At 39.2% G+C, this 14,227-nt stretch carries 12 protein-coding genes and 1 pseudogene; 9 read left to right on the top strand and 4 right to left on the bottom strand.

Features of this window, described 5'->3' with window-relative positions; all coding sequences use genetic code 11:
* Positions 1–124: 124 nt before the first annotated feature.
* The 5 genes from argF to UYI_RS0113000 all read left to right on the top strand — a co-directional run bounded on the left by argF (position 125) and on the right by UYI_RS0113000 (position 5,980).
* Complete coding sequence (gene argF / locus UYI_RS0113020; protein ID WP_016867098.1) at positions 125–1,045, top strand: ornithine carbamoyltransferase; 921 nt, start codon at positions 125–127, stop codon at positions 1,043–1,045.
* Positions 1,046–1,206: 161 nt separating this feature from the next.
* Positions 1,207–1,812, top strand: a complete 606-nt coding sequence (lexA, locus tag UYI_RS0113015; protein ID WP_016867097.1) for a transcriptional repressor LexA — start codon at positions 1,207–1,209, stop codon at positions 1,810–1,812.
* Between the two features lie 124 nt (positions 1,813–1,936).
* Positions 1,937–3,451: a DNA phosphorothioation system restriction enzyme gene (locus UYI_RS0113010; RefSeq protein ID WP_016867096.1), complete on the top strand. Its 1,515-nt coding sequence runs from the start codon at positions 1,937–1,939 to the stop codon at positions 3,449–3,451.
* A 271-nt stretch (positions 3,452–3,722) separates the two neighbouring features.
* Positions 3,723–3,896 carry a hypothetical protein gene (locus UYI_RS38035; protein WP_009454522.1) on the top strand — a complete coding sequence of 58 codons (174 nt, stop codon included), beginning with the start codon at positions 3,723–3,725 and terminating at the stop codon, positions 3,894–3,896.
* Entirely contained in the window at positions 3,893–5,980 is a 2,088-nt protein-coding gene (locus tag UYI_RS0113000; RefSeq protein ID WP_016867095.1) for an AAA family ATPase, read from the top strand. Before UYI_RS38035 ends, UYI_RS0113000 begins: the two co-directional genes overlap by 4 nt.
* A gap of 112 nt (positions 5,981–6,092) precedes the next feature.
* Here UYI_RS0113000 and UYI_RS0112995 read toward each other — a convergent pair whose 3' ends face one another.
* The 3 genes from UYI_RS0112995 to rsmA all read right to left on the bottom strand — a co-directional run bounded on the left by UYI_RS0112995 (position 6,093) and on the right by rsmA (position 8,363).
* Positions 6,093–6,398 (bottom strand): DUF3082 domain-containing protein, encoded by a 306-nt coding sequence (locus UYI_RS0112995; RefSeq protein WP_016867094.1) that lies wholly within the window; start codon positions 6,396–6,398, stop codon positions 6,093–6,095.
* 30 nt (positions 6,399–6,428) lie between these two features.
* Positions 6,429–7,376 (bottom strand): 4-(cytidine 5'-diphospho)-2-C-methyl-D-erythritol kinase, encoded by a 948-nt coding sequence (gene ispE / locus UYI_RS0112990; RefSeq protein WP_016867093.1) that lies wholly within the window; start codon positions 7,374–7,376, stop codon positions 6,429–6,431.
* Between the two features lie 168 nt (positions 7,377–7,544).
* Positions 7,545–8,363, bottom strand: coding sequence for a 16S rRNA (adenine(1518)-N(6)/adenine(1519)-N(6))-dimethyltransferase RsmA (gene rsmA / locus UYI_RS0112985; RefSeq protein ID WP_016867092.1), 819 nt, complete (start codon positions 8,361–8,363; stop codon positions 7,545–7,547).
* Between the two features lie 426 nt (positions 8,364–8,789).
* On the opposite strand from rsmA, the gene UYI_RS0112980 reads away from it, so the two are divergent.
* A complete protein-coding gene (locus UYI_RS0112980) occupies positions 8,790–9,002 on the top strand; it encodes a hypothetical protein (RefSeq protein ID WP_016867091.1) in 213 nt (70 codons plus the stop codon).
* A 570-nt stretch (positions 9,003–9,572) separates the two neighbouring features.
* Complete coding sequence (locus tag UYI_RS0112975) at positions 9,573–10,313, top strand: hypothetical protein (protein ID WP_016867090.1); 741 nt, start codon at positions 9,573–9,575, stop codon at positions 10,311–10,313.
* Between the two features lie 217 nt (positions 10,314–10,530).
* Here the strand turns inward: UYI_RS0112975 and UYI_RS0112970 are convergent, their stop codons facing one another.
* Positions 10,531–12,312, bottom strand: a complete 1,782-nt coding sequence (locus UYI_RS0112970; RefSeq protein WP_016867089.1) for a serine/threonine-protein kinase — start codon at positions 12,310–12,312, stop codon at positions 10,531–10,533.
* Positions 12,313–12,780: 468 nt separating this feature from the next.
* Between UYI_RS0112970 and UYI_RS0112965 the strand changes: the two are divergent.
* A pseudogene (locus UYI_RS0112965) lies at positions 12,781–12,897 on the top strand (manganese catalase family protein); the annotation flags it as partial.
* 154 nt (positions 12,898–13,051) lie between these two features.
* Positions 13,052–14,227 (top strand): serine/threonine-protein kinase, encoded by a 1,176-nt coding sequence (locus UYI_RS0112960; RefSeq protein WP_016867087.1) that lies wholly within the window; start codon positions 13,052–13,054, stop codon positions 14,225–14,227.

The following is a 14,227-nucleotide window of genomic DNA, read 5'->3' as shown; positions in this document are numbered from 1 at the left end:
CATCACAGCCGCCTCAGACTACTAGGTTAGATAGAGAAATATTTGGTAGAGTTTTAGAGCGCTACTTCTTGCACGGCAGTGTGCAGAACCGGAAATATGTAGTTTTTCTTTACAAACGAGAAGCATGGCATTGTTGAGCGGACGAGATTTATTAAGTCTGGCAGACCTCACTTCCCAGGAGGTTCAAGAACTCCTGCAAATGGCAATCCATTTGAAATCTCAACAGTTAAATTTACGATGTAATAAAGTTTTGGGACTGTTATTTTCCAAAGCTTCTACTCGCACACGGGTAAGTTTTTCCATGGCGATGTATCAATTGGGTGGACAGGTAATAGATTTAAATCCAAATGTGACGCAAGTGAGTCGCGGTGAACCTGTGCAAGATACTGCTAGGGTTTTGGATAGATATTTGGATATTTTAGCAATTCGCACTTTTGCACAGCAGGAATTAGATATTTTCGCCCATTATGCCAAAATTCCTGTTATTAATGCTTTGACTGATTTGGAACATCCATGTCAGGTTTTAGCAGATTTATTAACAATTCAAGAGTGTTTTGGCACTTTATCTGGGCTAACCTTGACTTATGTCGGTGACGGTAATAATGTCGCCAATTCTTTAATGCTAGGTTGTGCTTTGGTAGGGATGAATGTGAGAGTTGCCACACCTAGTGGATTTGAACCAAATGCAACAATTATTGAAAAAGCACGAGCGATCGCTAATAATAAAACTCAAGTAATCCTCTCCAACGATCCTGAAACAGCAACCAAAGGAGCCCATGTACTTTACACCGATGTTTGGGCAAGTATGGGTCAAGAATCAGAAGCAGATGACCGTCTGCCCATTTTTCAACCCTACCAAATTAACGAGCAGCTATTGAGCCTTGCCGACCCACAAGCGATCGTTTTACACTGTTTACCAGCCCATCGTGGTGAAGAAATTACTAATGCAGTGATTGAAGGTTCACAATCAAGAGTGTGGGATCAAGCCGAAAATCGTATGCACGTGCAAAAAGCTTTGCTTGCGAGTATTTTAGGAGCAAAGTAAGAATAAATGATGAATTATGAATACTAAATAATAAATTTTGAGTAAAAATACTGTCTCCTAATTTCATAATTCATAATTAATAATTCATAATTGTGACATAGGGGGGTTTTTTGTAGTACTAATGTTCTAAGGAACATTTATTTTTACCTCCCTACAAATTTATGGAAAGACTAACGGAAGCGCAACGAGAACTTTACGATTGGTTAGCAGAATTTATCCGAGAACACCAGCATTCTCCTTCTATTCGACAGATGATGGAAGCGATGAATTTAAAATCGCCAGCACCAATTCAAAGTCGTTTAGAACATCTGCGCGCCAAAGGATACATTGAATGGAGTGAAGGTAAAGCAAGAACAATTAGAATTTTGCATCCATTAAAGCAAGGTGTACCGATTTTAGGCACAATTGCTGCTGGTGGTTTAATAGAACCCTTCACCGATGCTGTCGAACATTTCGACTTTTCCAATATGCCTGTACCACCCCAAACCTATGCTTTGCGGGTAGCAGGCGACAGCATGATAGAAGATTCAATCGTGGATGGAGATTTGGTTTTTTTGCGTCCAGTACCAGAACCAGATCAACTCAAAAATGGCACAATTATCGCTGCTAGAGTGGACGGATACGGTACGACATTAAAACGATTTTACAGAAACGGCGATTGCGTTATTCTCAAACCCGCCAATCCTAAATACAACCCTATCGAAGTACCAGCCGTGCAGGTACAAGTACAAGGTTCCCTTGTTGGTATCTGGCGTATTTACAGTTAAGGGGAAAGGGAAAACTTGATGGTGGGGAGATTGGGAGAAAGATTTCACCCCATCACCCCACCACCCCACCACCCCACCACCCCACCACCCCACCTCCTAATCCCCAACCCCCGATCCTCCATCAATGTATCTGACGCAGCAAAAAGTCCGCCCAATACCCACTTTTCCAACCACACTTAGTAAACCTTCGGGAAACTATCGCCTGAAATTACCATTTGCTGGTGAAAGTAAGGGTAATTATCAAACTCAGCTACCATTACCAGGATGTCCGCAAATGCCAGTATCTTTGCAATTGCGGCAATATCAACGTCAAGCCATCAATAACTGGTTTGCCAACAACGGCAGAGGTACACTCAAAATGGCAACGGGTAGTGGTAAAACAATTACTGCACTTGCTGTTGCTTGCGAGTTATATAAACAAATTCACTTACAAGCATTATTGGTAGTGTGTCCTTACCGTCATCTTGTCACTCAATGGGCACGAGAATGTGAAAAATTTAATTTGCAACCCATTTTGGCTTTTGAGAATTTACGCAGTTGGCAGAGTCAACTGTCTAGTCAACTCTACAACGTACATTCTGGTTCACAACCATTCATCACAGTAATTACCACCAACTCCACCTTAATTAGTGAAGGTTTCCAATCTCAACTGAAATATTTTCCCGAAAAAACTTTCATTATTGGTGATGAAGCCCATAATTTAGGCGCGCCCAAATTGGAAGAAAGTTTGCCACGTCATGTAGGTTTGCGCTTAGCTTTATCTGCAACACCAGAAAGATATTTTGACGAAACTGGGACTCAATCTATTTTTAATTATTTTGGTTCGGTTCTCCAACCAGAGTTTACTTTAAAAGATGCTATTCATCAAGGTGCTTTAGTACATTATCTTTATTATCCTATTTTAGTTGAATTAACTGAAGCAGAAAGCCATGCATATGCAAAAATTACCCAAAAAATTGGCAAGGCTTTACTATACAAAGAAAAAGAAATTGGAGAATCAAATTATTTAGAAGATATTGAAGATTTAAAACCATTATTGATGCAAAGAGCTAGGTTAATTGGTGCAGCAGCAAATAAACTAAAAGCGTTGCGTGAATTAATGGCAACTCGTCGCGAAACAAGTCACACGCTTTTTTATTGTGCTGATGGTTCCCAAGAAGTAGGACAGCGTTCTAATTTACACCAACTTAAAGAAGTTGCCAAAATATTAGGAGTAGACTTAGGTTACAGAATTAGTACCTACACTGCCCAGACTTCTTTAGAAGAAAGAGAGATTTTACGCCGCCAATTTGAAAATGGTGAATTACAAGGTTTAGTAGCAATTCGCTGTTTAGACGAAGGTGTAGATATCCCTGCAATTCAAACAGCTGTAATTTTGGCAAGTTCTGGTAATCCTCGGCAATTTATCCAGAGACGTGGGCGAGTTTTGCGTCCTCATCCAGGCAAAGAAAGGGCGACAATTTTTGACATGATTGTTTTACCACCAGATTTAGACAGAAAAACTTTAGAAGTGGAACGCAATTTGTTAAGAAAAGAATTGCGACGCTTTGTAGAATTTGCTGATTTAGCAGACAATGCTGGTGAAGCAAGAATAAAGTTGCTTGATTTGCAAAAGCGATATGGGTTGTTGGATGTTTGAAGGAAGAGATGGGGAGACAGGGGAGATGGGGTGATAGGGTGATGGGGTGATGGGGAGGTAGGGAGGTGGGAGTGTGTAGACGCGCCCTGCGCGGCTTAAGGTAAGGGTGGGGTGTGAGGAGTAGTAAATAACCAAGCAACTACTAACTACTAACTACGAACCAACAACCACTAACAATGATGTAAAAGAGACAGTACCTCTACGGATGCGATCGCAATCTTATCCGTGATTAAAATATAAAAAATTACATTGTTATCTAAATAAGCAAGTAATGAATCATCAGCCCAACATAGATGATGTTCAAGAACCAATAGTAACTGCTCCTCCAGAAGTACGGCAAATCATCGAACAAGTATGGCAATTAGAAAAAAGCAGGTTAGATAAAAAAAGTAACAGCCATATCAATGATGATATTTTAAGGATTGTGAAGGATGCTGTGCGATGAAGCTCATTTCCATTAAGCTGTGTAACTTTCGCTCCTTCTATGGAAAAACCCCAGAAATCATATTTGCTCATGGAGATATTCGCAACACGACAGTAATTCATGGTAATAACGGCGCAGGTAAAACTAATTTTTTGAACGCGTTTACTTGGGTATTGTATGAGAAATTTAGTGCTGCTTTTGCCTCAGTAGAACAGTTAGTAAATAAGCGTGCGATCGCTGAAGTAAAAATTGGACAACCTGTAGAATGTTGGGTAGAAATTGTCTGGGAGCATGATAATAAACGCTACCGCATTAAACGTGCTTGCCGGGTTTACAAAAATGAAAGTGACTTGGAACCCGGTAAAACAGAATTGAGTATGTGGGTAGGCAGAGATGATGGTTCTTGGTATTTTGTCCCACCCAATCAAAACTTAGAAGATATTATTAATCAAATATTACCTAGCAGCTTACATCAATATTTCTTCTTTGATGGAGAGCGTATAGAACATATTGTCCGTTCTGATAAAAAGGCTGAAATTGCCGAAGCTACAAAAATTCTACTGGGAGTTGAGGTAATTAATCGCTCTATTAAACATTTGAGCGAAGCTAAAAAAACGCTAGAAAATGAGTTAAAAATTATTGGTGATTCCGAAACTAAACAGCTTCTCAAACAACAAGCCAAAATTGAGCAAGAAATTGAGCGAATTAACAAACGGCAAACAGAGATTAAGCAAGAATTAGAATATCAACAAACTATTAAAAAAGAAACTAATAATCGTTTACGAGAACTCAGTGCTGCTAAAGAATTGCAAGAAAGACGACAGGACTTAGAATCACAAAAATCTTTAAATCAAGAAGAACTAAAAAAAAAGTGGAATGCACTGAAAAAAAAGATTTCTACATGTGGTTATACAGTCTTTCTTTCAGAAACTACAGTTCAATTTCGAGACATCATTGAAGATTTAAAGCAACGAGGTGAATTAACCTCTGGAATCTCGCGGGAATTTATACATAATTTACTTGATTCTCAACGTTGCATTTGTGGTACTCCCTTACATGAAGGAACCCATTCACACACAAATATTAAAAGCTTGTTAGAAAAAGCAGGCTCATCAATAGTAGAAGAAACTGCTATTCGGATGAATGCTCAAGTTGATGAAATTGATAAACAAGCAACAGGATTTTGGGAAGAAGTTGATCGAGAACAAGCAGGAATTAATCAGCTACGACAAAGCATATCTCAAATTGAAGCAGATTTAGATAACATCCAAGAAAGGTTGCGAAAAGACCCCAGTGAAGAAATTCGCAACTTACAAAAACGCTTGGATGAGATAGAAGAAAAAATTACTGACTTAACCTTAGAGCAAGGTGCAAATCAACAGCAAATAGCCAACTACAAAACCGAAATTGAAAGCTTAAGCAAACAAATTACTAGACAAAAATTTAACGAAGAACGTCAAGCCCTAGCACAGCGCCGGATTGCTGCTACCCAAGATGCAATTGATAGATTAAATTTAGTCAAAGCACGACAAGAACAACAATTTCGCTTGCAACTCGAAAAGCGAGTCCAAGAAATATTCAGCGAAATCTCATTTACGCCTTACATTCCTAAAATCAGCGACAAATACGAACTGATGCTAGTGGAAAAGACAGCAGGTACAGAAGCACCAGTCGCTGCTTCCACTGGCGAAAATCAAATTCTCAGTTTATCTTTTATTGGCGGAATTATCGACAGGGTAAGGGAGTGGAGTCAAAGAAAAATGTTAATGGTTCCAGATACTAGCACCTTACCGATAGTGATGGATTCACCTTTTGGTAGTTTGGATGTGATTAATCGCCGCCAGATTGCGAAGATAATTCCTAAATTAGCAAATCAATTAGTTGTGTTAGTAACTAAAACCCAATGGCGAGGTGAGGTAGAAGCAGAAATAGCCGAGAGAATTGGTAGAGAATATATCTTGGTTTACTATTCTTCTAAACCTGATTGCGAACAAGATTATATAGAGTTAGGAGGAGAAAAATATCCTCTTGTTAAACAAAGCCCCAATGAATTTGAGTATACAGAAGTGATTGAGGTGAGTCGCAACAGTCTGGCATCACCCTGAACTAAACAACAAGCAGTAATAGTATTTTTAAATGCAGAGGAACACAGAGTGTTTGCTAAAGAGAATTGTAAATCTGTGTTCATCGCCTTGCACGGTGTTCGATTTTTAAAATTTAAGACTCACGCTTTGCTAGTTGCTGGAAAAATAGCTGAATAGCCAAAGCTACCAAACCAATAGCAACAATGGCAAATACTCCAGAACCCAAAGCAGCTATACCCAAAACTAAAGTACGCACAGCAGAGGAAATTCTCAGCACAATTACATTATCAGAATGAAGCGGCTTGGCAGCAAAACTAGTAGCGATCGCACTCATGAGAGAATAAGCAGCAAATGCCAAAGCCCCGGAAATCACAGCGCCAATTAAACTACGTAAGGGAGTGGCTTTAGCTTGCGTTTGAGTCTCTTCTGGTTCACTCATAAAAATTACCCGACTGATAACTGATAACTGTTAAGATGCTATCTTAATGCCGTGTGTAACAAACTCAGCCACAAACAATTCTAAATCTTCATCAGGTATTGCTTCCCTAACACCCTGTTGAACTTTTTCTGCTTGCTGCTTTGACTCGCACAGTGCAAACACACTTGGCCCAGATCCAGACATCATTGTACCTAAAACATTTTCCTGACTAGCAAATATCTCACGTAGTTGCAGAACTTGCGGATAAGCTGGCAATACTACCTTTTCTAAATCATTGTGCAATCTCTCGGCGATTTCTTTGACATCTTGGTGCAAAATCGCTTTCACCATTCCTCCAGAATGCACAGCCTCAGCACGCGCTGTCAAACTTGCTTTATCTTTGATGTACGAACTACCAAATGAGGCGCGGTAGGTTTTATAAGCCCAAGCAGTTGATACTTCTAAACTACGGTATTTTGCCAATACTATATATATATTGTTTAAACCAGCCAGAGTAGAAAGTTGCTCACCTCTACCTGTAGCGATCGCAGTACCACCAGCCACACAAAACGGTACATCAGAACCTAAAATCGCTCCCAGTTCTTCTAATTCCGATTGAGTGAGTCCTAAGTTCCACAACAAGTCTATACCTACCAAAACAGCTGCTGCATTAGTTGAACCTCCAGCCAACCCAGCAGCAACAGGAATACGTTTGGTAATCGTGATATCTACACCACCATACTTAGCATAAGCATCGGGGAATTCTGCTGCCATGAGTTCAGCAGCACGGTATGCTAAATTACTTTTATCTGTCAGTACTTGCGGATGGTCGCAGTGAACGCGAATCGCTTGTGTACTGGCTGCACGGAGATCAATTTGGTCAGCAAGGCTAATACTTTGCAGTATCATTGCTAACTCGTGATAACCGTCAGCGCGATCGCCTATGATTTCCAAATATAAGTTGATTTTTGCAGGAGCAATGAGAGTATAGCTACGCATTTTTTGAGACAGGGAAATGGGGAGAGTAGGGGGAGTGGGGGAGCCAGCGCGGTCTTGTTGGTTTCCAACAAAGAGCGACTGGCGTGGAGTGTGAGAAGTAGAATCATAACTACTAACTACTAACCATCAACAACCAACAATCAACAATGAACAACCAACTACTAACCACTAACTATTAACCTCTAATTGATTACTTAAGGCAACCCATTGCCCGATGCTAAGTTCTTCAGCACGAGCTTGAGGATTTACTTCTAATTGTTCCAGTACTTGGCTCAAGCGATCGCGTTCTACTACAGATTGCAAATTATTTCGTAACATTTTACGCTTTGCTCCAAAACCCGATTTTACCAAAGTCTCTAGTTTACGAGGATCTTGGGCTGCGGGTTCTATTTTTCGGGGTATCAATCGCACTACCGCCGAGTCTACCTTCGGTGGTGGGTAAAATGCTTTTGCTGGCACAATACTAATTAATTCACACTCGGCTAAATATTGTACCCGCACTGTCAACGCCCCACATGCTCTTGAACCTGGTTTTGCTATAAGTCTTTCTGCTACTTCTTTTTGTACCAACAGCACAATTAAATCATACGGTTCTGGATTGGGGCTAGCAATTGTACCCAGGAGTTTTTCGATAATCGGCCCGGTGATATTGTAGGGAATATTAGCAACAACTTTATTGGTGTTTTGGAAAGCTGGGTACCCTTCTAGTAAAGATGGTACATCCAACTCTAAAAAATCTCCTTGTAGAAGCAAGAAATTTTCGCGCTTACCCAATTCTTTAGCTAAATGTTCGCACAAGTCGCGGTCAATTTCGACTGCAACTAAAGATTGTACTAAGGGTAATACACGGCGAGTCAAAATACCAGTACCAGGGCCTATTTCTAAGATACGATCGCCCTGTTTTAATTTTGCGGCTTGAATAATTTCTGCAAGTGCCTTTTCACTTTTGAGCCAATGCTGAGCAAATACTTTGCGCGGTCGTACCATTTATTTTACTCTTTGTACTGTATTTTTGATTCGATAGCTATGTTAGCAACAGCGTAACGCACCTACACCAATTATGCTTAGCGATCGCACAAGCTAGCAAAAGCCATTAGTAGTTCACCAAATTGATTTTGATAGGTTGGCCAGATCCCCGACTTTTTTAAAAAGTCGGAGATCTGACCCCTCGCAAAGAGTCAAAACTTATGTGGTCGAGTATTAGAGATTTGCCAGGATTGTTTCAGGTTGATGAAGTACCCCGCACTTCGTATGCTTAGTCTAAAATAAATATTTATTGAATTGATATTAGATTGATTAATATCCTAATTGTAAATATACTCTGCTGATTTTATCTGCCAAATTATACATGAGTTAGCATAAAACTAGGAATAAATTTCTAATTCCTGTGTGCCAATATAGGGGTGTAATACTATGAAAACAATCAAAGTAGAAACAACAGATGGTCATAGCGTTGAAATTAATCCTGATTCAATTTCTGAAATAGTAGAAATAGAAAAAGAAGAGCCTGGTTTTTTAGGAATATTTGGCGGACATGATGCCAAATATCAAGTCAACATGATTGATGGGAAGAACTTTGAGATTGAGCAACAAGAGCATGACAAATTACAGCAACAGATGAGTTAGTTATTATGAGGAGATATCTTATCATTTTGAGAAAATTAGCACTGATGAAGATACGTTATGTATGTTGGCGCTAACGTAACGCACTATAGTCAGTGTATAAAGATGTAAATATAGCAATACTATTTGAGTTGTGAAAATTTGCGGTGTCCAGATCCCCGACTTCTCGGAAGAAGTCGGGGATCTCACTTTATAATAAACAAAAATATACACTTCACCCCAAATCGTACACGTCTACGCTAAATTAGGAAATTTTAGACTTTAAGAGATATTATTGGACAAATAATTATACAAATCAAACTCAATTCGCTATTTTCCCCAACGCTCTTTTGTATATGAAGTAAAATTCTATGCAATTCGTGATTTTTGTTTTATAGCAGGGGTTTCAGCCCTTTAGAAAGTTTGTAGTTATGGCTACAGTCCTCGCTACAAACTTTCTTATATTGTGTTTATTTAATCTCTGTACATTTTACTCTTTAGTATTTAGTTAGCTTTTTTTGATTCTCCCTTACCGATCTCAATATTTTATTGTTAATTTTATTTTGTAACTATTGTTATATTCCTTGTGTCAAAATGCTGCGACTTTATCATCTAATAATCGGTGTAATAGCTTTATTGATTTTAGTACCATTAGGATTCAAGGTTACTGGTTCTGGCTCTTCTAAAAATAGTGATTCTCCACCAGTGGTGCAAACTTCTGCGGCTACGACTTCTAGCCCTAATGGAAACAATATTTGGAAAAATCTTGCCCAGAAAACTGCTAGCCCCAAAGATTGGCAAGTTGCACCTTGTGATGGTAATGCACCTCTACTATGTATCTCTGCAAACGGAGAACATGTTGGTACGGTAGAGATGCTGATTTACCCACTGGAAAAACAGCCGAATTTTCAAAAGATGCTCACTCAAGCTGGTATAGATCCCAGCAAAAAAATAGATTACCAAAATCCCCAGCACCAAACTCAGCTATTATCAGCACTTAATGCTTGGGTGAATGAACACTACGCTGGATTAGAGAAAGATCGTCAAAGGAGTTATGGCGATCGCATCACTTTTTCTAGCTATCCATCTCAAAAAGTACAGGTAGGTAAACTTCCAGGACTGCGTTATGGTTTTGTCGGTTTAAAGCGTCAAGGTGGAGTGCAAGAACAACATGTAGGTTATGTTACTTTTGATGGCAAAGCGCTTTACGTGATGGCTACTGCTTTTGATCCGGTTTCCCAAACAGGTAAGTTCGATAAATTAGAAAATTTCGCTGTTTTTGAACCATATCTAGATGCGATCGCCTTTAATTTACGCCTGCCAAGCTCAATTTAAACTTGCAATTTTACCGTTTAAAAAAGTTCCTAAGTATGGGCAATTTAGCTAATTTTTGCCCGTTAATAAAATTATTGAGGACACATATGCCTGTGTCCTCATTTTAATTGGACAATTGTAATAGCTCACCTATTACCAATTACGTATTACCAGCCTACGCGACAGTATAAGTATTCAAGCGAACATGATATAAGACAAAAATTTAGTTATTCAGTAGTTATAAAGGTGTTGCATTTGGTACAATATTCACCTCTTGTAGAAAGGTGCTGGGGTCAAAAGATTCCCGCATTGATGTTTCTTTTGATATTGCAGCTAGGAATTTAGAGGGAGCTACCTTTTGATTCTGTGCTTGCAAACGTTGCTTTTGTGCATATTCTTCCAATTTCGCTTTAGCAGTTGCATATACAGAAGAATTTTGAGGGACTTGCTGGAGGAATTTGACAGCCGTCTCAAACTCACCTCTTTCTGCTTTGTTATAGGCTTGTTGTAACAAAAAGATAGCTCTAATTTGTTGTTTTTGGTGATACTCAGTTAATTTTTGTTTTACTAAATCAGTTGCAGAAGTTTCTTTAGGAACTTGTTGTAGATAATTTAAAGCAGTACTGAAATCTTTAACAGCAGCTTTTTCATAAGCTCTAGCTAATAAATTATTTGTTTGTGTTTCGATTTTGGCTTTGGCTTGCTCAACGATTTGATCTGTTTTTGACTGCCAATATAAAATATCGGGTACTTGAGAAGCAGCATGTATGGCCTCTGACCATTGTTCCTCGTCTAATGCTTTTTTAGCTAATAAAAATTGTTCAGTAGCAAGTTGCCATTGGTGTTGCCATTCTTCAATCGTAGTTTGTGCCTCTGGATAAACATTACTGTTTGCAGGAATAGATTTTGCAAGAGCGATCGCTTTTTCTAAATCTCCCGATTGAAATTCTTCTGTTGCTTTATATAAAGTTTCTGTTTCAGAATAGGCTGGAGAATTCATCAAAGAATAGACCCCAAATCCCACCACCACAGAATTAGCCACCAGTCCCACTCGCATTCCTGTCAGCAAAGGAGGTGATTTAACAGAAGCATCGCGGCGAGCAAAATGATCTCCTTCGTCTGTAGAATCTAGTAATACAGTAGACTGCAACTGCATCGTTTGCGGTTGCGAATATTCAACAGACATTTGCTCAAGCGCCCGCAATATTTCAGCCGCTGACTGGAAACGATCTTTGTAGTTATAACGGATCATCTGGCTGAGGATTGCAGCAAGATAATCACTGACTGGAGTATGATGAGAACGCCAAATAAATTCATTGCTGTGAGGATCAATTTTTAATTGCAATGGAGATAAACCAGTTAAAGCCTGGATCGCAATCATACCCACAGCATAAATATCACTGTTTGGCTGTGTTTGATCGATAAATTGTTCTGGAGGAATATAACCCAATGAAGTGACAGGAACTCTATAAATTGGCAATACCGTATCTATGCCAAAATTAATTGGTTGAATAGAACCAAAATCGATTAGAACTAATCTTCCATCACACGTACGTCTAATTAAATTTTCTGGCTTAACGTCGCAGTGAATTACTCCTTGAGAGTGAACAAAATTTAGAATACCTAAAACATCTTGTAAAAATTGAATAATTTCGCTTTCAGTCCAAAGATAACCCGCACGTTGATTAATGGGCAATTCTGTTGTGAGTGCATGTCCCTCAATAAACTCTTGTACTAAGTAAAAACGCTCGTTTTCTTCAAAACAAGCAATCAGTTGCGGAATTTGATCATGGTGTCCTAAATATCTCAGAGTTTCAGTCTCTGTGAGAAAGTGTAACCTCAGTGATTGTAAATAGGCAGGTTGGGAGCTAGAAACCTTGAGTTGTTTAATTACACATTTTGGGTGATTTGGTTGCTCAACATTGATTGCAATGTATGTTTGTCCAAACACACCAGCACCTAAACTTTGGACGATTTGATACTGTCCTTGTAGTACTTTACCGATCATGTGGTGGGCCATGAGCTGTTCACTAAGTCACTATTTATATTTACATTTTCGGTAAATGCTCCCTGTTTCCGGATTTCTTGGCCGGTAGATAGTATAAAGTGTTGTTGTTTTATAACACTATTTTTCAGAGATTATACGGACGCTTTAATTTAAACTCAATATATAACATACTACGTCCTACAAAATAATATAGGTATTATACATTATCAGTATTATTTATCGTGGTAAAATGCCCATCTTTAATTTTTACACTCCTTCTACTCTTACTTGGCTCCAGCCTTCTACATTTTTAGAGACGATAGGAGGATGAATTAAGAAATACACCTATAAAAATGAGTATTCTTTTTATTCCACCATAGGATGATGTAAAGAAAGCATATAGTCGGTTTCCTATTGAACAGGGGCAACACAAGTATTCAGACGAAACCAGAAACATCGGAAATTTGTGTCAACCCCTATTTCATTCACGAAGGAATAATAATGTTTTACCACACTAAGAAGCTACAGTACTTTAAACCGCCCGAAAAACCCAACCCAGTCTACGCGATGAAGATTCAAGAACTCATCGGTGGTACCTTTGGGGAAATTACCGTAATGACTAGGAATGACGTACACTCTACAAATCCTTGGCTTACTTGGCATCTTGGCGGTTCATTAAATTAAACTTTTTAGCGATTTTAGCAGCCCTATTTCTAACCACTATTTGACTAGACCAGGGCAAAATAGAGACAGGTGTCCCCCAGTTCTCAGTATGAGCTATTGCCTTAACCCCAGCTGTCCACAACCCCAAAACACGAATAATGGCAAGTTTTGCCAAGCTTGTGGTGCTAAGCTACTTCTCAAAGAACGTTACCGCGCCATTAAACCCATAGGACAAGGCGGTTTTGGCAGAACTTTTCTAGCAGTGGATGAGGATAAACCCTCTAAACCGCGTTGTGTGATTAAGCAATTTTATCCCCAAGCCCAGGGCACTAGTAGTGTACAAAAAGCAGTAGAGTTATTTAATCAGGAAGCAATGCGGCTGGATGAGTTAGGGAAACATCCGCAAATTCCAGAACTGCTAGCATATTTTACCCAAGATGACAGACAATATCTTGTCCAAGAATATATTGATGGGCAAAATCTGGCAGAAGAATTGGCAGTCAAAGGGGCTTTTAACGAAACGCAAATTCGGCAACTACTCAATAATTTATTGTCTGTTTTGCAATTTTGTCATAGCAGACAAGTGATTCATCGAGATATTAAGCCAGAAAATATTATTCGTCGCCGATTTCCCTTAGGAGGGGAAGAAAATCAACAGCAGAGGGATTTAGTTCTGGTAGATTTTGGTGCTTCTAAATTTGTTACTCACACAGCCCTTAACCGCACTGGTACAAGTATTGGTAGTCCAGAATATGTGGCGCCAGAACAAATACGGGGACAAGCGATATTTGCCAGTGATATTTACAGCTTGGGTGCTACCTGTGTGCGCTTATTAACCGAGCGATCGCCTTTCGATTTGTACGATATCAATAACGATACTTGGATTTGGCAACACTACGTCAAAAGTCCAGTCAGCGAAGAGTTAAACTCTATTTTAGACAAAATGCTCCAAAGCATTCCCGCCCGGCGTTACCAAACCACTGATGAAGTTCTCACAGACTTAAATAAAAAGTCGTCTGTTGCTACTACCCTCACCATACCCAGCAAACCAGTTGTTACCTCACCTCCACAAACCCCTACTTCTACACCCACTCCCAGTCATAATCCCATCGAAAAAGAATTAGAGGAAATAAGGACTACTTTTCTAGGTGGTAATAAATCTGCAAATAACAAAGCAATGGGATCGCCCCAACAGTCGACAAATCAACCAACTCCTCACAGTAAAATCGACGAGGAGTTAGAGGAATTAAGAGCTAAGTATCTTGGTAATAATTCTCCAGATTAA

This window comes from Fischerella muscicola PCC 7414, from assembly GCF_000317205.1.
Classification (GTDB): domain Bacteria; phylum Cyanobacteriota; class Cyanobacteriia; order Cyanobacteriales; family Nostocaceae; genus Fischerella; species Fischerella muscicola.
Note: the sequence above shows the minus strand (reverse complement) of the source record. Positions and strands in the feature narration are given on the sequence as shown.